The following is a 21560-nucleotide window of genomic DNA, read 5'->3' on the forward strand; positions in this document are numbered from 1 at the left end:
CGTTGCGGACCGAGGCTGCTGAGAGGGCAATGTTTAAACACTTTTTATCTTCTGTCGGGCATCGTTACGCATTGAACTGCGATGAGTGTGTCGGATCAGATGGGGCTCCACGAGAATGATAGAGCCAGCGCTTCCGTCGAGCGCAGGCTGGAACAGCTGGCGGCTCTGGCATTCGCTGCGGCAGACGTGCTGTTTGAGGTGGATCGAGCCTTCAGAATCCGTCATGTCGGAGGAGCCATTCAGAAGCTGACGGGGCATAGCGCCCGATCAGTCAGAAACATGTCGCTGTTTGACATGCTTATTCCCTCGGATCGCATCTTTCTGAAGCGGGTTGTGGAGGCGTTCGATCAGGGCAAGCCCGTCAGTCGTACGGCTGTCCGGTTTCTGCGCGGCGAAAGTGAAAACACGGTCGCGATGCTGGGCATGACGGTCATGCCGGGCAGTGTCGGAGAGCGCCTTGTAACCGCGACCATTCTCGACCGCGGCTTTGCCCCGGCCCCGTCCGAAGATGGTTTCCTCGATCGTTCCGCCTTTCTGGGCGTTGCAAAACAACTGGTCTCGACGGGGGGCGAAAAGGCGCAGTTCAATCTTGTGATGCTGGCTTTACCGCAGGCGGTCAGCGGCACCGCCATGCAGGATACGGCGCTCGGCAGGGCGTTCTATGCGGAAATAGAAGCTGTTCTGCGCTTCAGCAGCGAAAACGGTGTTGTCACCCGTCTGGGCGACGGTGCCTTTGCCTACTTCCAGAAGGTTGAGGATGATCCCGGTCTCGTGGCGGAGAAGATCGCTGAGGTGGCGGAAGTCCCGCTGACCCGTCCCTGTGTCCAGAAGCTGCTGCTCGATGCGATGCTCATGGAGCACAAGGAAATCGAGAAGGCGCTGAATCACGCGCTTGAAACGTTTGCGGATGAAAAGACAAGGCAGATCATAGCCTTCGAGAATCTGCCAGACTGTCTGGCAGCGGCGAACAATCGCGACAGGGGGATGGTGACATCCTGCCGCGACATCATCCGGGACGAGACGTTCTTTCAGGTCCTGCAACCCATTCTGACGCTGAAGAACGGGATCATTCAGCATTATGAAGTTCTGACGCGGTTTGCCGAAGGTGTTGCGCGGGGAATCGCCAATACTGGCGACTTCATTCAGATCGCCGAACAGATTGGCATGATCAACACCTTTGATCTTCTGAACTGTGTCAAAACCATCAAGCTGCTTCAGCTTCTCCCCAACGAGATCAAGCTGGCCCTGAATGTTTCCGGGCGCTCCGTGCAATCGCCCGAGTTCGCCAGTCAGATGATGAATCTGCTGGATTCGGCGGAGATGAAGATCAGTCCTTCCCGTCTGCTCATCGAAATTACCGAAACGCGCGGCATCACCAATTTTCAACAGGCGACCTCGCTCCTTCAGTGGCTGGTGAAACGTGGTCACAGGATCTGTCTGGATGACTTTGGCGCGGGCGCGATGAGTTTCGAATATCTTCGCCGTTTTCCGGTCGATTTCGTGAAAATCGATGGTCACTTCTTTCGGAACGCCATGACCAGTGGACGGGACAGAATTCTGATCAGGGCGATAGCCCGCTGCTCCTTCGAACTCGGGTGCAGGACGGTTGCGGAAATGATCGAGACCGAAGTGGATGCGGCCCTGGCCAAAGAACTGGGCGTGGAGTGCGGGCAGGGGTGGCTGTTTGGACAGCCCGTCACGGCCGAGCAACTGCTTGCGTCGGTGGAGCGTGTGACCAGACCACAGGGACGCGCCGGTTCGACGGGCTTTCCGTTGTCTCGCACCGTCTCCCTGTCACCTCAGCGCGGGGATGGCGATAATGGGTCGTCGCCGGTTCTGAAGGCGCGGCCACCTCAAAAAAAAATGACGGCGAGAGATAATCTCTGACGCTGTTCCGTATTTTCGCGCAGGCCGACGCGGGCAATCCTTTCTGACTCTTCTCTTGACCTGTCTGGCGTTTAGGCGCAGGCGAGGGCGTTTGACGCCGCAGGTTCAGGACGGGGGAGGCAATGAAGCACTGGCATATCGACCAGATGGACTGGGACAGTTTCGAGCCATCCAGAGTTGATCCGGATATCGTAGCCGTTGTGAAGGCTGCTTCTGTCGTTGAGCGTAACAGCGTGGATTACGCTGTTTACCTGAATCACGTCTTTTCAGACGATGCGGATTTTCAGGAGGCAGCCGATAACTGGGCTCTTGAGGAAGTCCAGCACGGAGACGCACTTGGCCGCTGGGCCATGCTGGCTGATCCGTCATGGGACTATCCCGCGGCGTTCGAACGCTATCGCAACACGTTCCATATTGATCTGAACACGACCTCGTCCGTCCGTGGCTCGCGGACTGGCGAACTGATCGCCCGATGTATGGTGGAAACCGGCACATCCTCTTTCTATTCATCTCTGGCGGATGCGACGGATGAGCCTCTTCTGAAAGCCATATGCAAGCAGATCGCCGCTGATGAATACAGGCATTTCAAGCTGTTCTACGATCACATGCGACGGTATCTGAAACGGGAAAGGCTTGGCGCCTGGGCCCGTACACGGATCGCTCTGGGCCGTATCACCGAAAGCGAAGACGACGAACTCGCGTCAGCCTATTACACGACAAACGAGCCGCCATCGGTGCGTTACGAACGCAGACGCTGCATCGCAGGCTACATGTCGCGGGCGATGAAACCCTATCGTCAGAAGCATATCGACCGGGTGACCGGTATGGTTTTCAAGACTATCGGCTTCAAGCCACACAGTCGGTTACATACGCTTGCGGCGCGGCTGGTGTTCGCACTGATCCGCCACCGTCAGCGGAGTTTCGAACGGGAAGCAGCGGCAATCGGCGTCTAGAGTAACATCCGATGAGACGGAATCGTCTGGTTGGATAAAGCTGCTCGATAAACAAGGGGTTAGAGTGGCATCCGTGATCCAGCCTGAATGGATGGCGCTCCAGCGCCTGCGTGTGGCCGCACGACTTTGACCCGTGTCGGTCGCCGTCCTACCATGCCCGGAACAGATCGTTGAAACAGGGAGCCGTAATGGCTTCTGTGTCACAAGGTGTTGTCTCTGCATGTCGCGTTTGAAGAACAAACTCCGTCAGTCCGTCATTCTGTCCTCACTGTCCGGCCTGATGCTGGCTTCCTGTCTTACCGCGCCCGCAGTGGCTGCCGGAGCCGGGCAGGGGGCGGCAATCCGGCCGTGGGGATTTGATCTGTCCGGCCGCGATACGACGCTTCTGCCCGGCAATGATTTCTTCGATTATGCGAACGGACACGCCGTAAAAGCGATTGTTATTCCTGCGGACCGTACGTCTTTCGGAGAGTTCGATGCGCTGCGTGATCTGTCGCAGAAACGTGTGCGCGACATCCTCTCCGGTCTGGCCAGACAGCGCATTGTCGCTCCGCAGACGACAGAGCAGAAGCTGGCGGCGTACTATACCAGCTTCATGAACGAGAAAGCCGTCGAGGCGCTGGGCGCGAAGCCGCTTCAGGGTGATCTTGCGGCCATTCGCGGGCTGAAAACGCCGGAAGAATTTGCTCGCCTGATCGGTACCGGGCAGACATCATTCCAGTTTTCCGCCTTCTCCCTGTCCATTCAGCCTGACGCCAAGGACCCTAAGCGGTTTGCTCTGGAACTGGATCAGAGCGGCCTCGGCATGCCGGACAGGGACTATTACCTGAAGCCGGAATTCGCCGCGAAAAAGCAGGCTTATGAAGCCTATATCGCGAAAATGCTTCACCTCGTCGGCTGGCAGGATGCCGATGCCCGAGCAAAAGACGTGATGGCGCTGGAAAGCAGTCTGGCTGATGTCCATTGGCCGCGCGTCGAACTGCGTGACCCGGACAAGACCTATAACCCTTCCACTGTCGCCGGTCTGAAGGAGAAAGCACCCGGTTTTGACTGGACAGCCTGGCTGGATGGCGCTGGTATCACCGTATCGCAGGCTGACGCGGCGCGGATCATTGTCGGTGAGCCTTCCGCGATTACGGGGCAGGCGAAACTGCTTGGCGCGACGCCGCTGCCTGTGTTGCAGGCGTGGCTGGCGTTTCATCTCGCCAACAATGCGGCCTCGACGTTGTCTTCCGCCTTCGTAAACGCGTCCTATGAGTTCAATCGCAAGACTCTGGCGGGGCAGCCGAAACTGGCGACCCGCTGGAAACGGGCGACCGACGCCACGGACGACGCAATGGGCTGGGCGATTGGCAGAATCTATGTCGATCGGTATTTCCCGCCCGAGAGCAAGATCAAGATGGAAGCTCTGACGGCACGCCTGAAAGCGGCGTTCCGTGTGAGGCTCCAGAACAATAGCTGGATGTCCGAGGTGACAAAGCAGCATGCGCTGGTCAAGCTCGACCATTTCGACATTCAGGTCGGATATCCCAAGAAATCCCGTGATTACAGTGATCTGACGGTCACACCCGGCGATGTGTACGGCAATGCGGCCCGCGCGGTCGCTTTTGAGTGGCGCTACTGGCTGGCTCATCTCGGCAGGCCGGTTGACCGCGATGAGTGGGACATGACGCCACAGACGGTGAACGCCTACAACAATCCGGTCTTCAATGAGGTGGTGTTTCCGGCCTCCATCCTTCAGCCGCCTTTCTTTGATCCGCATGCGGATGACGCCGTCAATTACGGTGCGATCGGTGGCGTTATCGGTCATGAAATGACGCACAGCTTTGATGACGAAGGCCGCAAGTTCGATGAGAACGGTCGTCTGAGCGACTGGTGGACCAAGGAAGATGCCGCGCGTTTCGAGAAGCTCGGCGACCGGCTTGGCGCACAGTATGACGCGTTTGAAGTGCTGCCGGGCGTGCATCTCAACGGCAAGCTGACGATGGGTGAGAACATCGCCGATCTCGGTGGTCTGACACTGGCTCTGGATGCCTATCACGCCTCCCTGACCGGCAAGGACATGCCGGTTCTGGAAGGCATGAGCGGAGATCAGAGAGTCTTTCTGGGCTGGGCGCAGGTCTGGCGGATGAAGGTCCGTGAAGATCGCGCCAGACAGTTGGCCGTGATCGACCCGCATTCGGCGCCCGCCGCGCGCGTCAATCTGCCGGCGCACAATATCGACGCCTGGTACAGGGCGTGGAACGTGCAGCCTGATCAGAAGCTCTATCTCGCGCCGGACCAGCGGGTGAAAATCTGGTAGACGTAACTGGTTTCAAAAGGTCCGCTATCCGTCGGTGGACCGTCAGTCCGGGCTTCTCTCTCTCTTTGGATACAGAAAAGAACATTTCCTGATGACCGTATTTACACTCGCCTATCGGAACACTCCCCTGCACGCTGTGGTGGCGGCCGCTGTTGCGCGTGTTCTGGAGGCTTATGAGATCGAGCCGGATTACATCGCTGGAGATGATGCGTCTCTTGCGAAAATGATGGCCGACGGGGAGATTGATCTTTTCGCGACGGCATGGCTGCCGACGATGGATGAGGGGCTTCTTTCTCCCGCCGTGGAAACGCTGGGCAACCTGTATCGTCCGGCCTTCGGGTTCTTCGTTTCGGAAGGTACGGAGCACTCCCTGTCCAACCTGTCCTCGATCGAGGAACTGGCGGCGTCGTCCGTTGCACGCAATCTTATCACGCCGGAGAGCCTTGTTCCCCGCGTGAGGCAGGTGGTGGCGGGATATCGCCTGACGGAAGCCGGGTTCACCATCGAATCCCAGCCGGACGAGCAGGCCTATGAGGCGGCGGCGGCGGCGGTGGAGGCTGGAGAGCCTGTTGTCCTGCCACTTTTCACACCCTGCTACCTCATTCACGCCATTCCGCTTCGTCCGCTTGCCGATCCGAAAGGCGCGGCAGGCGCGGAACTGGAAGCGCGTCTGCTTGTCAGCAGGGCTGCCCGCGCAAAGGCGGACAGCGATCTGATTGACGAGCTGGATGAACTGACGCTCGGCAACAAGGTTGTCAGTGCGCTCGACAATGCGGTCCGGCATCTGGGCATGAGCGCTGACGAGGCTGCCGAGGAGTGGCAGCGCGGCAAGCTTCTGCCACGCTGAGAGGTGTCGTCTGTGACGCCGGACAGCCCGGATTACATGGACCCGAAGGCTGTTCCGCACCTTCATGGCGTGGATGGCATCCGTCTCGCCATGGCCATGACTGATACACATCAGTTGAGTGTGGGTGAGGGAGATGAGGCGGTGACCGTCCAGCTTCCGCCGCAGGCGAGGGGAATTTTCCCGCTGATCGACGGACGCAACACGGTGGCTGATCTCGCCACCCGGCTTGAGACGCGCGGAGTGAATGCGTCCCAGTTCGAGAGCGTGTGGCGGGCTACCGTGGCGGCGCTGGCTCCCTTCGGGCTGCTTTCGGTTGCCCCACCGGCTCCCTGAAGAAACCGGAATGCTGCCTGTCATCGTTTTTGGAGCCGCATTGTATCCTGACGGCTCGCCGCGTCCGGCTCTTCTGGCGCGTGTGCGGGCCGCTCTCGACTATGGTGCGGGGCAAACCGACAGTCTGTATGTTGTGACAGGTGGCGTCCCGCAGGAGGGACGGACCGAGGCGGATGTGATGGCCGCCCTGCTGCTGTCAGCGGGGGTGCCGGAGGCCGCCATCCTGCGGGAAGGTCGCTCGACCGATACATGCGATTCTGCCATTGCCTGCACAGAGCTTCTGCGGAAGCGTGGGTATGACGGGCCTGTTGCTGTCGTCACCAGCGATTTTCATATGATGCGCTGTGTCGCCATGCTGCGGGCGCTGGGCTGGATCACCGTGCCTGTGCCCGCGCCTTCATGTGTCGATCTGTCCCGAAGGCTGTCCCGAAGGCTGTCCCGAAGGCTGTCCCGAAGGCTGTCCCGGGGGCGTCGGCTCTGGGTGCATCTGCGGGAATATCCGGCGACAGTGTGGGATGTCCTGCTTGTGCTGATCTGGCGCTTTCACCAGTAAACGGCACGTGTTGGTTCTACAGGGCGGGGGTGGGATGCGGGCGCAATCCGTGGTCGTCGTAGCAGTCGCTGCGGGGACAGCCCGCCCATCGGCTCGCATGTTCCGCATGAGCCTGCATCCTGCCAGCTTTCGACGGGCTGTGCAGGCGGACATGGCCCTTGCAGTCACGGCAGCGGAAACTGCGTGTCTTGCGGTCTTCAGGCTTCATGGAAAGTGCGGTCAGGACAGTCATCGGTCGCCAGAGTCCGTCAGTGCCTTTGACATCAATATCCGTTGCCAGAACCATATCCGCCCTCACGATTTCAGAAACAGGAAGAAAAACCGGCTTTTGTGCAGTCTGTCCCAGGCGGAATGACGATGTGTTAATAAAGCTGGCGACGGCTCCTGCATTGACATTCGATGACGATTTCCTTTCATCACTCCGCGTATTGCCGGATTTTCCGCACGAACAGGCCTGCCGGACGACGGGCCGATTGCATTTCCTCATCAGTCCAGGAGCTACTGAATGTCTGTCTACGCCTTTGTTTTTCCGGGTCAGGGAAGTCAGTCTCCCGGCATGGGGCAGGATCTGGCGGATGCGTTTCCGGCAGCGCGGGAGGTCTTTCAGGAAGTTGACGATGCGCTGAACGAGAAGCTTTCGAAGATTATTTTTGAAGGCCCGGCGGAAGAACTGACCAGCACGGAGAATACCCAACCTGCCCTGATGGCGGTGTCGATGGCTGTGGTCCGGGTTCTGGAGCGGGAAGGTGGCGTGGATTTCAGCTCAAAGGCGACGCTGATGGCAGGTCACTCCCTTGGCGAATATTCCGCACTTGCTGCGGCGCGTTCGTTCGGAGTTGCGGAAACGGCCCGTCTGCTGCGTCTGCGTGGCCGTGCGATGCAGCGCGCTGTGCCTGCTGGCGAAGGCGGCATGGCGGCCCTGATCGGTGTGACGCCGGAGCAGGCTCAGGACGTGTGCGAGGAAGCGGCGATTCTCAGGGTTGAGGGACAGCCGGATCGACGTGAGGTCCTTGAGGTCGCCAATGACAATGGTGGTGGTCAGATCGTGATTTCCGGCCAGATGGCGGCGATCGACCGGGCGATTGTGATCGCCAAGGAAAAAGGCATCAAACGGGCTGTCAAACTGCCGGTTTCCGCGCCATTCCACAGTTCCCTGATGCGTCCGGCGGCGGATGAGATGGCCGAAGCTCTGGATGCAGCCGACGTAAAGGCCCCCATCGTGCCGGTTGTCGCCAATGTGACGGCGGCGAAAGTGACATCTCCCGACATGATTCGTGAGCTTCTGGTCAAACAGGTCACCGGCACGGTCCGCTGGCGTGAGAGTGTCGAGGCGATGGTCGGCATGGGGGTTGATCATTTTGTGGAACTCGGGGCCGGTAAAGTGCTTTCGGGCCTGATTCGTCGGATTGCACCGGATGCGAAAGCCGAGTCTGTCGGCACGCTGGACACCATCGACAGCTTCCTCAAGAGTCTCTGAGGCTCTTTTCCTTTCAGTCTGACATCATGCAAACAGGATAGAGTTTATGTTCAGTCTTACCGGCAAGGTCGCGCTCGTAACGGGCGCAACAGGTGGCATTGGCGAAGCGATCGCCCGTCAGCTTCATCAGCAGGGTGCGACGGTCGTGCTGTCCGGCACACGCGAATCCGTTCTGGCGGAGCGGGCGGCGGCTCTGGGTGGTGAGCGTGTGCATGTGGTCGCCGCGGACCTGTCCGACCCGGCTGCGGCGGAGCAGCTTGTGGCGCGCGCAGAAGCCGCCGCCGGAGCGCCGCTCGATATTCTCGTGAATAATGCAGGGCTTACGCGGGACACGCTGGCCATCCGCATGAAGGACGAGGACTGGTCCAAAGTGATCGAGGTTGATCTTGCCTCGCCATTCCGACTCTGCCGCGCGGTGCTCAAGGGCATGCTGCGTCGGCGCGCGGGACGCATCATCAGCATCGCTTCCGTGGTGGGAACGACCGGCAATGCCGGACAGGCCAACTATGCCGCCGCCAAGGCCGGTCTGGTGGGCATGACCAAGTCTCTGGCGCAGGAGGCGGGCTCCCGTGGGGTGACGCTGAATGTGGTTGCGCCGGGCTTTATCGCCACGGCCATGACGGATGTGCTGCCGGACGCCCAGAAGGAAAAGCTGGTCGGAGCGATCCCGCTGGGCCGTATGGGGTCGCCGGACGATGTGGCGTCCGCCGTGGTGTATCTGGCGTCGGAAGAGGCGGCATGGGTTACGGGCGCGACATTGCATGTCAATGGCGGAATGGCGATGACATAAGACGAATTGTTTGGAATTCGTTGCTGAGACTACCTTTTCTCAAAAACGTGAGCTAAGGAGGGTGACCGGTTTTGAACACGGTGCGATCATGAAACGTCACGCTTTTCATGCATCCGCTTGGCGGCGGGAATATTTCCGTGCTAATCGCCCCGCAGCCTCGTTGGGCATACCTCGGTTGCCCCGTTCGAATGCCCTGCTCCGGTCTGTTGCCGGAACGGGGTGAGCGCCAACCATCAGCCCGAAATGCTTGGGCATACAGGAAGCAGAAACAGATGAGCGAAATCGCTGATAAGGTTAAGAAGATCGTTGTCGAGCATCTCGGCGTCGAAGAGAGCAAGGTGACACCGGATGCGTCGTTCATCGATGATCTGGGTGCAGACAGCCTCGACACGGTCGAACTGGTGATGGCGTTTGAAGAGGCTTTCAACGTAGAGATCCCCGAAGACGCGGCTGAGAAGATCGCGACCGTCAAGGATGCGATTGATTACATCGAGGCACAGAAAGCCGCTTGAGGTTCTCTGTATCTGACGGGTCCATGCAGTTGGTGCGCGGACCCATTTTGTTCTGAAAATCAGGGGGCGAGCGAGCTTGCTGCAGTCGGGCGGATCAGATTTGGGACGGAGACGCGTGGTCGTCACCGGTATGGGGATGGTAACGCCTCTCGGGCTTGGCACCGAGAACGTCTGGAAGCGTCTCATCGCGGGTGAAAGCGGAATTGACCGCATTCACGCGTTTGATCCGAGCGAACTTGCGGCGCATATCGGTGGCGAGGTGCCGGAAGGCCCCACCGCCGAGGGCAAGCTCACTGTCTCCGACTGGATTCCTGTCAAGGACCAGAAGAAGATGGATCGTTTCATCCATCTCGGAATGATCGCAGCCGCCGAGGCTGTCGAGGATTCCGGATGGAAGCCCGAGTCGGAAGAAGATCGCTGCGCTACCGGCGTGCAGATCGGCTCCGGCATCGGTGGCCTCCAGACGATCTACGAAGCTTCCATCACGGTCCATGAAGGGCGGGCGAAGCGTCTGTCCCCGTTCTTCATCCCGTCGGCGCTGGGTAATCTGGTGTCCGGAAACGTATCGATCCGGTACGGTTTCAAAGGGCCGAATCACTCGGCGGTTACTGCCTGTGCCACAGGCGTTCATGCGATTGGTGACGCCGCACGTCTCATCATGTTCGGCGATGCCGATGTGATGATCGCGGGCGGCGCCGAGGCGACGGTCTGCAAACTCGGGATCGCCGGGTTCTGCTCGGCTCGCGCCCTATCCACCGGCTTCAATGATCGTCCGCAGCAGGCTTCCCGCCCGTGGGACCGTGACCGTGACGGCTTCGTCATGGGCGAGGGTGCCGGTATCGTCGTGCTCGAAGAATACGAACACGCGAAAAAGCGCGGCGCGAAGATTTACGGCGAGATCGTGGGTTACGGCATGTCCGGTGACGCCCATCACATCACTGCGCCCGCAGAGGGCCATGAAGGCGCGTATCGCGCCATGTTCGCAGCTGTCCGCAGCGCAGGTATCACGCCCGGTGAAATCGGCTATGTGAACGCGCACGGCACGTCCACCATGGCGGATGATCTCGAACTGGAAGCCGTCGAGCGTCTCTTCGGCGATGCCGGGCGAAAGGTTGCGATGTCCTCCACCAAGTCCGCGATCGGTCACCTGCTGGGGGCCGCCGGTGCTGTGGAGGCGATGTTCTCCATGCTGGCCATTCGTGATGGTGTCGCTCCGCCGACGCTTAACCTCGATAACCCGTCGCGGGAGAGCATTATCGACCGCGTGGCGCATGAGGCGCAGCAGCGCAAGATCAACATTGCGCTCTCAAACAGTTTTGGCTTTGGTGGCACCAACGCCAGCGTGATCGTTCGCGGCGTCTGACCCCGGACGCGTTCCGAACGGTTATCATTCAGCAGGCCATCTTCGGATGGCCTGTTTCATATCTGACCCGATACAGGTGTTTGTTTCATGAGCGATACTCTTCCAGACCGTCTGTCCGTTGATCCGGAAAGCCCATTCTACAACGAAGAGCTTCTTGCCCGTGGAATCGGTATCCGCTTCAAGGGCGTCGAAAAGACCAATGTTGAGGAATACTGCCTCAGTGAGAACTGGGTGCGTGTCGCCGTAGGCAAGTCGCTGGACCGTCGCGGCAAGCCGATGACGATGAAGCTTCAGGGGCCGGTCGAAGTCTGGATCAAGGGCAACGAAGAAGCCTGAGACCTGAAAACCTGTCGTACCGTGAGCGCGGCAGGTTCGTCGCTACAGTTCAGCAGGCCGGAAAGGCCGTGTTGAAAACCCAATGCGGATATGCGCGCTCTCATGGGAGAGGGGCCTTGATGCATCTCTCCTCTGAGCGCAGGCTCGCACATCTTTGTGATGTGACACTGCATTCCCCTGAAGGAGACGAAGATCATGACTGAAATCGTCACACCGGTTCAGCCTGACAAACAGTTCACCATTCTCATTGTGGGAGGCGGTACGGCAGGCATCGCAATCGCTGCCCGTCTTCGCCGTGAACGGCCGTCCCTCTCCATTGGAATCATTGATCCGGCCACGACCCATGCCTACCAGCCCGGCTGGACGCTGGTCGGGGCAGGGGTCATGACCCTGAAGCAGACCCTGCGGCAGGAAGGCGGACTCATCCCTGATGATGTGACCTGGCTGCGGGCCTCGGCTGAGTCGTTTCAGCCGGATGATCACATTGTCACGCTGGATGACGGTCAGCGCATCGGCTATCGCCGTCTGATCCTGTGCCCCGGCCTGCAACTCGACTGGAACAAGGTCGAGGGTCTCAGCGAGACGCTTGGCAGGAACGGCGTGTGCAGCAATTATTCGATGGAGCATGTCGAATATACCTGGACTTGCATCCAGACCCTGAATGGCGGCAAGGCGCTTTTCACACAGCCGCCGATGCCGATCAAATGCGCGGGCGCTCCGCAGAAGATCGCCTATCTGGCCTCGGATTTCTGGCGCAAGGAAGGTGTTCTCAACCGTACGGAAGTCGATTTCCTGCTGGCGGGGGACGCGCTGTTCGGTGTGGCCTATTACCGCCCGTCGCTCCAGTATGCCGTCGATTATTACGGCATCAACCTGCGCTACAAACATAACCTTGTCGCCGTGGACGGTGAGGCCAAGATCGCGGTTTTTGAAGTCACCGCAGAAGATGGCAGCAAGTCGCGTGAAACGCGCAGCTTCGATATGCTGCATGTAACGCCGCCGCAGAGCGCCCCCGATTTCATCAAGAACAGCCCGTTTGCCGGAGCGGGTGGCTGGGTGGATGTTGATCCCTCGACACTTTGCCATACGAAATATGACACGGTTTTCGGCGCGGGCGACGTGATCGGCACAAGCAATGCGAAAACCATGGCGGCGGCGCGCGCCCAGACGCCTGTGGTGGTCGCGAATGTTCTGGCGTCACTGGAAGGCAAGCCGGTCACCGGCAGCTACGACGGCTACGGCGCCTGCCCGCTGACCGTGGGTTACGGCAAGGTGGTGCTGGCGGAGTTCCTCTACGGTGGAAAACCTGCGCCGAGCTTTCCGTATGACCAGCGCAAACCCAGCACCTTTGCCTGGATGCTCAAGGCAAAGGTCTTCCCGCACGTGTATTGGGATCTGATGCTGACAGGCCGCGACATCACGGTCAAGCATCACCCGGAATGGGTGAAGGACGCCGGGTGACCGGTGGTGCCGGGGCAGAGAGCGTTGCTTTCTCTGCCTCAATCAGGAGCGGCTATTCTCCCGAACCATAGCGTCGATAGACAAAACTGTCGGAAGAGCTGTTGATTTCGGATAGGGCGGCGTCCACCACGCCGCGATCAGAAGACCGACGGCAGACAGGATCGGCGGCGTCGGCGCGTCCTGTGAGGGCCAGCGCCTGACAGCGGCAGCCGCCCCAGTCGATCTCCCTGCGATCGCAGGCGCGGCAGGGCTCCGGCATCCAGTCCACGCCACGGAACATCTGAAACAGCTTCGAATGTTCCCAGATATCCTTGAGAGAAGCTTCCCGCACTGTCGGGAACATGACACCCGGTATGGTCTCCGCCGCGTGACACGGTAGCACGCGCCCGGACGGGGTGATGTTGAGAAAACGCTGCCCCCATCCGCCCATGCAGGGCTTGGGCTCATCGGCGTAATAATCCGGTGTCACAAAATCGATGGCGAGCCGTGAACCAAACCGTTCCCGTGCTTCGGCAACGGCTTTTTCCGTCGTTTCAAGCTGAGGGCGTGTTGGCAGCAGAGCGGCGCGGTTTTTCAGACCCCAGCCGTAATACTGCGTGTGGGCGATCTCGACACGACGTGCGCCAAGCTCTTCGGCCAGATCCAGCATGGCCGGGACCCGCTCGGCATTCAGGCGATGGATGACGAAATTCAGGGTCAGCGGCATCCCGTCTTCCACGACCAGTCGGGCCGCTTCAATCTTGCGGGGTTGCGCGCCTTTCATGCCGCCGATGATCTCGGCCTGCTTCGGGTCCACATCCTGAAAGGATAACTGGACATGATCCAGACCGGCGTCAGCCAGCCTCGCCAGACTGTCGCGGTCCATCAGCACGCCGGAGGTGATCAGATTGCTGTAAAGACCAGCCTTGGCGGCGTGGCACACAAGCTCCGGCAGGTCCTTGCGGGCCATAGGCTCACCACCGGAAAAATGCACCTGAAGGATGCCGAGTGCTGCGGCTTCGTCGAGAACACGAAGCCATTCCTCGGTGGAGAGTTCGTTGTTCTTCGGCTCCAGCGCCAGCGGATTGGAGCAGTAGGGGCATTGCAGCGGGCAGCGATGGGTCAACTCCGCCAGCAGGCTCATCGGTGGTGGGGTGATCATGCCTTCCATATCAGCACCTGACGCTCGGCCAGCGAGGCGACCATGGCCAGCACATCGCCCGAGATCACCTCGCGCGGAGCCGCAAAATCTGCGGCTAGAGTGTCTATGATCGTCTGGAGAGACGTCTGGCCATCAACCCGCTTCAGGATTTCCGCGGCGATGGGGTCAGCCAGAAAGGCCCGCTCCGGCGCCTGAACGATCCACTGGTCACGCACCTTGTCATGCTGGAGCCGCGTGCCGCGAGCGAAAGCCGGGACGAGAGTTTCTGGCAGGGCAGGAGAGGGAGGCGTCATCATGCAGGCCGGAACGCGCCCGGCGGAATGTTGCCCGGCGTCACATACGCATAGTCCAGCGCGTCCAGCATCGACCACAGGACGCCACATTTGAATTTCAGGGCGTTGAGCACGGCGGTCTGCTGTTCCACGGTCCTTGCATGCTCTTTCACGTAAGCAAGCGCGAAGTCGGAATCACGGGGAGCCTGTGTCAGGCGGGGCGTGAAATAGGCCAGCGTTTCTTCCGTGATGAAGTCGTAGTTTCGCAGCATGCCCGAGACGCGTTCCGAGATGATGGTCGGCGAGAACAGCTCGGTGAGAGAGGAGGCGATGGCTTCCAGAATGGTCTTCTCGCCGACGAAATGCACATACGCGTCGACGGCGAAGAGCGTTCCAGGCAGCAGGCCCTGAAGGGATTCCACATACTCACGGTTCAGGCCCAGCCCGTCCGTCAGGCGCAGCCAGCGGGCGATGCCGCCTGTGTCGGGAGTGTCGCCGTCATGGTCCTCGATGCGGCGTCGCCATTCACGACGAAGCTCCGCCGTCGGCAGACGGGCCAGCAGGGTGGCGTCCTTGGCTGGAATGCGGGCCTGATAGTAATAGCGGTTCAGAGCCCATGCCTGAACCTGTCCTTTGGTGAGCTTGCCGTCGTGCAACGCCCGATGGAACGGGTGCCGATTATGATAGCGCTCGGCACCGATGGCGCGCAGCGCCGCTTCCAGTTCACCGGGGGAGAGAGGGGCTACGCTCATAGGGTGATCCTCATGCCGTCGTAAGAGACTTCCCATCCGGCGGCTTCCGTCTCGGCCCGCTCGGGAGAGTCGGCCAGCAGAATGGGATTCGAGTTGTTGATATGGATGAAGACCTTGCGGTGCACACCGAGATCGCGGAAGGCGGCAATCGTGCCGTCGGTGTCGTTGACCGACATATGCCCCATGCGCTTGCCGGTTTTTTCGCCCAGACCCGCTCTGACCATTTCATCGTCGATCCATAGCGTGCCGTCGAACAGCACGAGGTCTGCTCCCCGCAGACGCGCACGGAGACGATCCGTCATGCAGGCGCAGCCGGGAATGAACAGGGCACGGTATGTGCCGTCGGTGATTTCCAGTCCGACAGTTTCGCCGTTTTCAAGAATCTCCGCAGGATTGGCGCCTTTTTCGGCATAGAGCGGAACCTTGCCCGGGACTGCGAAAGCCGTCACGGACAGTCCGGCCGAGGTTCTGTCCGATTTGGAAAGAGCAACGCTTTTGTCGAGAGGAAACTCTCTGCGTGTTACGACGGAACGGTTCACCGCCTCGAAAATCGGATTGGCGTCCAACTGGTCGAGGACCTGCCGCGTCGCCAGAATCTGGAAAGGTTGCCGCTCACGCATGGTGAGAAGGCCGGTGATGGTGTCCACTTCCGCGCCGGTCAGAATGACTCCGGCGATCGGTGTGGAACGCAGTCCTGTCTTTGGATGAAGGGCAGGGGTCTGGTTGATCTGCTGGCGAAGGTCGGGCGAGGCGTTGACCACGAACCATTCCTCACCGTCACCGCTGATGGCGATGGAAGCCTGTGTGCGGGCCGGAGCCAGAGGGTCGCCAGAACGGGCGCGTCGGCAGCCTTCCGCGTTCGAGTTCCATTGGGGGAAGCCACCGCCTGCGGCGGCGCCGAGAACAATAAGGTCGATCATGATGCTGGTCTGTAAATGCAAAACGCCGCCAGCGCGAGGCGGGCGGCGTTTCTGGCTGTGGAAAGCAAGACCCTTTGCGGGGTCTTATTTCTTCTGGCCACAGACGTAGCTGTTGATTTCTGCGCCCAGAGGGACTTCGGTGATTTTCGGTGTGTTCCATGCCATGACAGGTCATCCTTATTCTGTGAGGCTGTAGAGGGAACGATACCCTGCCTTGAGGCTCTTCGCTACCATCCTGTCGCATGGCTGCCTTTGGCTCATGGCGTTGAACCAGATCATGACGGGTGTTTGTGTGCTGTCCTGATAACGTATTGATTACGAAAGATAAGATGTATTTTTTATCGACATAATTTGCTCTTGTTCACCCTGTTCAGGAGAAGTTTGCTGATTTCCATCACGGCCTTGTGAATATCCCGAAGCGTTTTGCCCGGTCTTCCGGCTGAGAGTTTCTGTCAGTGTGTGCAAAGGAGATTTTTTTGAGCGGTTACGACCTGAATTTATAATAAGTAATTGAAATAAAATAAAAAATTTATAGATGAACTATTTTTTCATTACGGCGATACAGGCTTGCACTGCTTATGGACCTGCGCTAGAAGCCACCCACCGCAACGCGGGCCGGTTTAGCTCAGTTGGTAGAGCACGTCATTCGTAATGATGGGGCCAGGGGTTCGAATCCTCTAACCGGCACCACTTAATTCCTTGCGGTTACAGATCACAAATGCATGTCCGTAGCTTGAGGCTACCGAAAGCAAGCCTGTTTGTGGTCTCGTATCTGTCCAGCAATCGTGATGGCGCCCAACATCAATGCTGGAAATCTGAAAATAGCTTCAGCCGCAGCGTAAACCGTTTTCCTGAACGTAGGGGCGATCCTCTTTCGCTTCTTCGGACTCATCAGATTTCAGTGTGGTGGAAGGAGGCCGAAACGGGTCTCATCCGGGAAAAACCATGACTGTAGCTGGATCGTTGGATTGTTCTCGATCAAATATATGCAGGCTCAGGTATCTTTAATTGAAAAAATCAATATAAAATGTGTATAATGTATATGCATACGATTGCCGTGGAATTGGATGTGATATGTGAGGAGATTAAATGGCGGGTTTTATCGCTCTTGTTGCGGATGTCGGAATATTTGTTTTGGTTCCGTGGGTACTGTGGAGACTTTTTGGTAAAATACTGCCAATAGTTGTTCTTCCTATACTTTTGGGTATGGGAATGGCTGTTCTGCATGTTCCGGTCGTGGACATGGGCATACCCTCCGCCATCGGCGATGAAATCGGCTGGGTGGCCGTTCTGGTGCTGGCTTTTACGGCGGGTCTGGAAATGTGGCAGCACCCGGGAGAAGACACATCTCCTCACGCCGTTCCCCAGACATCCGTCGGACGGCTGCTTGGTGGAGCCGCGGTGGCGCTGGGTGGCCCGTTACTGATCGGCTCCATTCTGGCCTACGAGTTCTTTCTTCCCCTGAAGGGCTGGCATCCTCCTCATGCCGCGCCTTGGGTGGCGGCGATTTCAATCGGTCTCTGCATCGCCGTCAGCGCGTTGCCTGTTCTGATCGGAGTGGTGCGTGAACTGGATACATCCCAACGACCGCTTGGCCAGTTGGCTCTCAAGCTGGCTGTCGTCGATGACGCGGCGCTCTGGATTGGCCTCGCCATTCTTCAGTTCGCGGAAAAGGGGAGCGCCGCCCTGCATGGCTGGACCGGGCTGGAGTTTCTGGCTGTCGCCCTGCTCGCGGGTCTGGCGGCCGCAGGATCGTGGGCTTCCCGGCATTTCAGGCACCCCCCTTCATGGGTCATCTGGGCGACTGTGCCGGTTTATCTGGCGGCGGGCTCATGGGCGAGCAAGCAACTCGGCTTGCATGAGCTTATCGGCGCCTATTTCGCCGGTGCGATCATGCCGCCGAGCTGGGTCCGCCGTCTTCCTGTGGAAAAGGTCGGGACTTTCGCGCTGATCTGGCTGGCGCCGCTTTTCTTCGGGCATAGCGGTCTGCACATCAATGGCGACGCTCTGACATGGCCTTCGGTAGTGGCTTCCTTCAGCCTCGTGGCTATTTCCATCATCGCCAAGATTGCTTCGGTCTACGTATTCCCGCCTGCTCCCAATCTGAGCAGACGGCAGGCGCTGGCAATCGGCTCCCTGTTGCAGTGCAAGGGGCTGATGGAAATTGTTGCGGCCACCATTCTGCTGGGGCAGGGCATGATCTCCGAGTTTGCGTTTGCCTCGCTCATGATGCTGGCGGTCATTTCCACCATGCTGACGGGACCGATGTTCCGGCTTGTCGCGCCGCGTGCGGTCATCACGCGGGGCTGAGCGGGCTCGAAAGGCCCGTGCGGAACAGGGGGTGCATTCTGTCATGACGATCTTGGCCGGATCGTCATGAGCGCGGGTAGTCCGTAGCGCCACGCCAGCACATGGCTGGAATTTGCTGCCGGTCTATCGGCTTCGGCCAGTTCGCGTTAAGGTGGACTGTCATGGCGTCGTCCTTACCTTCCCGGCTGTATCGCAGCGCATTGAACTTTACGCGCGGCAAACAGCTTCACAGCAGTCATGTTCAGGTTGTTGACGATCTGGTCGAATGCCCCTGTTGCGGTGAATTCCAGCAACTGGGAAAGATTGAGCCCGGCACCGTGGCACGATGCGGGCGCTGTGGTCAGCTTCTGGAGAGGCGTAACAAGGGAGGGGCGCTGGCAACTCCTCTGGCCTTCTGCATTACTTCTGCGGCCCTGTATCTAGCGACTCTGGCCTCTTCCCTGATGACGCTCAATCTGTACGGGCGGGAGCGGTCCGTGGACCTCCTCACGGGGCCAATGGAGCTGCTCCATGAGGGCTGGGGCGAGGTCGGTGTTCTGGTGGGGCTGGTGACTATTTTCGCTCCGGGCATCGTGATCGCGATGATGGGCATGATCCTGACGGCGGCCTTTTTCGAGGAACTTCCTGACTGGGCACCGCATCTTCTGGCCTGGTACGAAAAACTTCGTCCATGGTCGATGATGGAAGTCTATATCCTCGGCATCTTCGTGGCTTATACCAAACTGGTGGAGATGGCGCATGTGGAGGTTGGGCCTGCGGCCTACCTTATCGCAGCCCTGATGATCAGCATGGCGGCGACGGACCAGACGCTGGATCAGGAACGAATCTGGCAACGTCGCCGGGTCGAGGGGAGCATTCAGCTTCCCGATGGTCATCAGATGCAGGTGGAACGTGTCTGCATGTCGGATCTTGGCGGTCGCATGCCGCCACCCGAGCATATGCTGTCCTGTCATTCCTGCGGACTTGTCGGAGTGTTCCCCGAGCCGGTGCCGCAGACGAGAAGCGTCGGGCTGTGTCCGCGCTGTGGCCACAGCCTCTGTAAGCGGAAAAACAACAGCCTGTCGCGTACTGCGGCTCTGCTGCTCTCCGCCTTTGTGTTCTATCTGCCCGCCAATCTTTTCCCTGTCATGACGGTCATCAAGGTGGGAAGCGGCGGGGGACACACCATTATCGAGGGCGCCATAGAACTGTGGAAAGACGACATGGTCCCGCTTTCCCTGCTGGTTCTGTTCGCCAGTGTTACAGTTCCCGTCGCGAAGATTGTCGGTCTGAGCTACATGATCGTCACGACGAAGCTGCGATCGACGAAAAAGCTGATGTTCCGTTCGAAGCTGTTCAGGATCATCGATATTATCGGTCGCTGGTCCATGATCGACGTTTTCATGATCTCCATTCTGGTCGCGGTCGTCCGCTTTAGCTCATTGGCCAATGTCGTGGCCAACGCAGGCGTGGTGTCGTTCGCGGCTGTCGTGGTGATCACCATTTTTGCAGCGCATTGCTTTGACCCACGTCTGATGTGGGATGTCGCGGGGCGTAATGGTCGGTTTCCGGAAGACGACGCCTGTGCCGGAAACGAAGCATCACAGTTCCACGAGGCACGAGACCCTGAGGGACAGGACAAGATGGAGCCGGTAAAAGCGTGACTTCCGAGCAGAATAATTCTTCTTCGCAGCAGTCTGCGGGACGCAGAGGGCAGGACGACGGCAGGCTGCCTGAAGCCAATATCAGCAAAACCCGCTTTTCCATCATCTGGATTATCCCGATCATATCGGTTCTGATTGCGGGTTTCCTGCTTTGGCGCAGCCTGTACAATCGTGGTCCGGAAATCCTCATCACGTTTGACACGGCTGACGGCCTGACCAGCGGGCAGACGCAGGTCAAGAACAAGGCCGTGACACTTGGCACGGTCTCATCCATCACACTGTCGAAAGACATGCATCACGTTGATGTCCGCGTGCAGATGAATTCCAGCGCGTCCGGGCTTCTGACTGACAAATCCCGTTTCTGGGTGGTTCGCCCGCGTATCAATGGGGCCAGCGTGACCGGACTTGAGACCCTGCTGTCGGGCGCTTATATCGCGTTCGATCCCGGTGTGGGGGGAGAACAGCGCACAACGGTATTCAGGGGCCTTGAGTCACCTCCGGGCATCCAGTCCGATCAGCCCGGCCGGACCTACACGCTGGTTGCTCCGGCCATCGGTTCGATTGGCCCCGGCGCTCCGGTTTTCTTCCGTGACGTCGATGTGGGCGAAGTGCTGGGATATACACTTCCTCCCGGCGGCGTGGGGCCGGTGATGATCCAGTTTTTCGTCCGTGAACCTTATGATCATTATCTGCATACCAACACGCGCTTCTGGAACGCCTCGGGTGTGAAGGTCGGTTTTGGGGCAGGTGGTCTGAAGGTGCAGATGCAGTCCATTCAGGCTCTTTTCTCAGGGGGTATCGCCTTCTCGCTGAAGTCCAGCAGCACGGATGACGATGAGACAGAAGCGCCCGCCAATACGATTTTCCAGCTCTATGATGATCAGGAAAGCGCGGACAACGCCGGCTATCATGAGCGTGTGCCGGTGGCGACCTATCTGTCGTCTTCAGTGGCCGGTCTTGCCGTCGGTAGCTCTGTTTCGATGTTCGGGATTCAGATCGGCTCCGTTACAGACGTCAAGTTGCAGATTGATCAGACCACAGGCCGTGCACGGGTGCGTGTCGCCATGGATATCCAGCCTGAGCGCGTTCTGTCACCGGAGCAGATTCACAGTGATACCATGGTGAGCACGTTGCAGGCTCTGGTCGCGAACGGGATGCGTGCGTCCGCCGCCAGCGTCAGCATGCTGACGGGTGAGACGAACATCTCTCTGGATTTCGTCAAGGCGACCAATGATGTCAAAACCTACATGGAGGGCAATACGCTGATCCTTCCAAGTCAGGCTGGCGGTATCAGCGGAATCATGCAGTCGCTTTCCACCGTGTCTGACAAGCTGGCCGCCATGCCGCTGGACAAGATCGGTGACAATGCGAACAACCTGCTCGCTCATGTCGATCAGCGCATCAACAGCCCGGAGGTCAGGCAGGCGCTCGTCAATCTGCGTGACTCCCTGAAAAGCCTTCATGACCTTTCTGATAGCGCGAACAAGGGCTTGCAGCCTCTGATGAAGCGTCTGCCAGAGATGAGCGATCAGCTCGATCGCACACTGAAGAACGCCAATAAGCTTCTGGCCAGTTATGGCGGTGACACGGATTTCCATCGCAGTCTTCAAGCCATGGTCGTACAGCTTGGTGAGACGGCGCGTTCGCTGCGTTTCATGACCGGTTTCCTGGCCAACCATCCTTCCTCGATTGTCACGGGACGCTGATC

Annotated in this window: 21 protein-coding genes and 1 tRNA gene; 16 read left to right on the forward strand and 6 right to left on the reverse strand. The window is 59.0% G+C overall.

Translation table 11 applies throughout. The features are described 5' to 3' along the window. Nucleotides 1-81 precede the first annotated feature (81 nt). The 6 genes from LKE90_RS02565 to LKE90_RS02590 all read left to right on the forward strand — a co-directional run bounded on the left by LKE90_RS02565 (nt 82) and on the right by LKE90_RS02590 (nt 6875). On the forward strand, nt 82-1887 hold the full coding sequence (locus LKE90_RS02565; RefSeq protein WP_291490695.1) for an EAL domain-containing protein: 1806 nt from the start codon (nt 82-84) through the stop codon (nt 1885-1887). A gap of 122 nt (nt 1888-2009) precedes the next feature. Beyond that, entirely contained in the window at nt 2010-2840 is an 831-nt protein-coding gene (locus tag LKE90_RS02570) for a ferritin-like domain-containing protein (protein WP_291490697.1), read from the forward strand. 220 nt (nt 2841-3060) lie between these two features. Then, nucleotides 3061-5142, forward strand: coding sequence for a M13 family metallopeptidase (locus LKE90_RS02575; RefSeq protein WP_291490699.1), 2082 nt, complete (start codon nt 3061-3063; stop codon nt 5140-5142). A 91-nt stretch (nt 5143-5233) separates the two neighbouring features. Beyond that, nucleotides 5234-5989, forward strand: a complete 756-nt coding sequence (locus LKE90_RS02580) for a glycine betaine ABC transporter substrate-binding protein (RefSeq protein ID WP_291490701.1) — start codon at nt 5234-5236, stop codon at nt 5987-5989. 12 nt (nt 5990-6001) lie between these two features. After that, entirely contained in the window at nt 6002-6322 is a 321-nt protein-coding gene (locus tag LKE90_RS02585; RefSeq protein WP_291490703.1) for a hypothetical protein, read from the forward strand. 10 nt (nt 6323-6332) lie between these two features. Then, entirely contained in the window at nt 6333-6875 is a 543-nt protein-coding gene (locus tag LKE90_RS02590) for a YdcF family protein (RefSeq protein ID WP_291490704.1), read from the forward strand. A gap of 16 nt (nt 6876-6891) precedes the next feature. Here the strand turns inward: LKE90_RS02590 and LKE90_RS02595 are convergent, their stop codons facing one another. Next, entirely contained in the window at nt 6892-7161 is a 270-nt protein-coding gene (locus LKE90_RS02595) for a hypothetical protein (protein WP_291490706.1), read from the reverse strand. Between the two features lie 219 nt (nt 7162-7380). On the opposite strand from LKE90_RS02595, the gene fabD reads away from it, so the two are divergent. The 6 genes from fabD (at nt 7381) to LKE90_RS02625 (ending at nt 12814) form a co-directional block, all read left to right on the forward strand. Beyond that, nucleotides 7381-8352 carry an ACP S-malonyltransferase gene (fabD, locus tag LKE90_RS02600; RefSeq protein ID WP_291490709.1) on the forward strand — a complete coding sequence of 324 codons (972 nt, stop codon included), beginning with the start codon at nt 7381-7383 and terminating at the stop codon, nt 8350-8352. A gap of 46 nt (nt 8353-8398) precedes the next feature. Further along, nucleotides 8399-9142 carry a 3-oxoacyl-[acyl-carrier-protein] reductase gene (gene fabG / locus LKE90_RS02605; protein ID WP_291490710.1) on the forward strand — a complete coding sequence of 248 codons (744 nt, stop codon included), beginning with the start codon at nt 8399-8401 and terminating at the stop codon, nt 9140-9142. Nucleotides 9143-9414: 272 nt separating this feature from the next. After that, the gene (locus LKE90_RS02610) at nt 9415-9654 is read left to right on the forward strand and encodes an acyl carrier protein (RefSeq protein WP_010666873.1); all 240 of its coding nucleotides are present in this window, start codon (nt 9415-9417) and stop codon (nt 9652-9654) included. Between the two features lie 52 nt (nt 9655-9706). Then, nucleotides 9707-11017: a beta-ketoacyl-ACP synthase II gene (gene fabF, locus LKE90_RS02615; RefSeq protein WP_291490976.1), complete on the forward strand. Its 1311-nt coding sequence runs from the start codon at nt 9707-9709 to the stop codon at nt 11015-11017. An 87-nt stretch (nt 11018-11104) separates the two neighbouring features. Beyond that, nucleotides 11105-11353, forward strand: coding sequence for a DUF3297 family protein (locus tag LKE90_RS02620; protein ID WP_010666875.1), 249 nt, complete (start codon nt 11105-11107; stop codon nt 11351-11353). A 195-nt stretch (nt 11354-11548) separates the two neighbouring features. Continuing rightward, nucleotides 11549-12814 carry an NAD(P)/FAD-dependent oxidoreductase gene (locus LKE90_RS02625; protein WP_291490712.1) on the forward strand — a complete coding sequence of 422 codons (1266 nt, stop codon included), beginning with the start codon at nt 11549-11551 and terminating at the stop codon, nt 12812-12814. Between the two features lie 52 nt (nt 12815-12866). Here the strand turns inward: LKE90_RS02625 and pqqE are convergent, their stop codons facing one another. The 5 genes from pqqE to pqqA form a co-directional block, all read right to left on the reverse strand. Then, the gene (pqqE, locus tag LKE90_RS02630; RefSeq protein ID WP_291490714.1) at nt 12867-13964 is read right to left on the reverse strand and encodes a pyrroloquinoline quinone biosynthesis protein PqqE; all 1098 of its coding nucleotides are present in this window, start codon (nt 13962-13964) and stop codon (nt 12867-12869) included. After that, complete coding sequence (gene pqqD / locus LKE90_RS02635) at nt 13952-14248, reverse strand: pyrroloquinoline quinone biosynthesis peptide chaperone PqqD (protein ID WP_291490977.1); 297 nt, start codon at nt 14246-14248, stop codon at nt 13952-13954. The genes pqqE and pqqD overlap by 13 nt, the downstream gene beginning before the upstream one ends. Then, a complete protein-coding gene (pqqC, locus tag LKE90_RS02640; RefSeq protein WP_291490716.1) occupies nt 14248-14979 on the reverse strand; it encodes a pyrroloquinoline-quinone synthase PqqC in 732 nt (243 codons plus the stop codon). Before pqqC ends, pqqD begins: the two co-directional genes overlap by 1 nt. After that, complete coding sequence (gene pqqB / locus LKE90_RS02645) at nt 14976-15899, reverse strand: pyrroloquinoline quinone biosynthesis protein PqqB (protein ID WP_291490717.1); 924 nt, start codon at nt 15897-15899, stop codon at nt 14976-14978. Before pqqB ends, pqqC begins: the two co-directional genes overlap by 4 nt. An 84-nt stretch (nt 15900-15983) precedes the next feature. Further along, nucleotides 15984-16064 carry a pyrroloquinoline quinone precursor peptide PqqA gene (gene pqqA / locus LKE90_RS02650; RefSeq protein ID WP_010666882.1) on the reverse strand — a complete coding sequence of 27 codons (81 nt, stop codon included), beginning with the start codon at nt 16062-16064 and terminating at the stop codon, nt 15984-15986. 449 nt (nt 16065-16513) lie between these two features. On the opposite strand from pqqA, the gene LKE90_RS02655 reads away from it, so the two are divergent. The 4 genes from LKE90_RS02655 to LKE90_RS02670 all read left to right on the forward strand — a co-directional run bounded on the left by LKE90_RS02655 (nt 16514) and on the right by LKE90_RS02670 (nt 21558). Then, nucleotides 16514-16589, forward strand: a tRNA-Thr gene (locus LKE90_RS02655). Nucleotides 16590-16988: 399 nt separating this feature from the next. Next, the gene (locus LKE90_RS02660; protein ID WP_291490719.1) at nt 16989-18209 is read left to right on the forward strand and encodes a cation:proton antiporter; all 1221 of its coding nucleotides are present in this window, start codon (nt 16989-16991) and stop codon (nt 18207-18209) included. A gap of 161 nt (nt 18210-18370) precedes the next feature. Next, the gene (locus LKE90_RS02665) at nt 18371-19852 is read left to right on the forward strand and encodes a paraquat-inducible protein A (protein ID WP_291490721.1); all 1482 of its coding nucleotides are present in this window, start codon (nt 18371-18373) and stop codon (nt 19850-19852) included. Next, nucleotides 19849-21558 carry a PqiB family protein gene (locus tag LKE90_RS02670; protein WP_407066024.1) on the forward strand — a complete coding sequence of 570 codons (1710 nt, stop codon included), beginning with the start codon at nt 19849-19851 and terminating at the stop codon, nt 21556-21558. Before LKE90_RS02665 ends, LKE90_RS02670 begins: the two co-directional genes overlap by 4 nt. Nucleotides 21559-21560 lie beyond the last annotated feature (2 nt).

It is taken from the genome of Acetobacter sp. (genome assembly GCF_022483985.1).
In the GTDB taxonomy this organism is placed as follows: domain Bacteria; phylum Pseudomonadota; class Alphaproteobacteria; order Acetobacterales; family Acetobacteraceae; genus Acetobacter.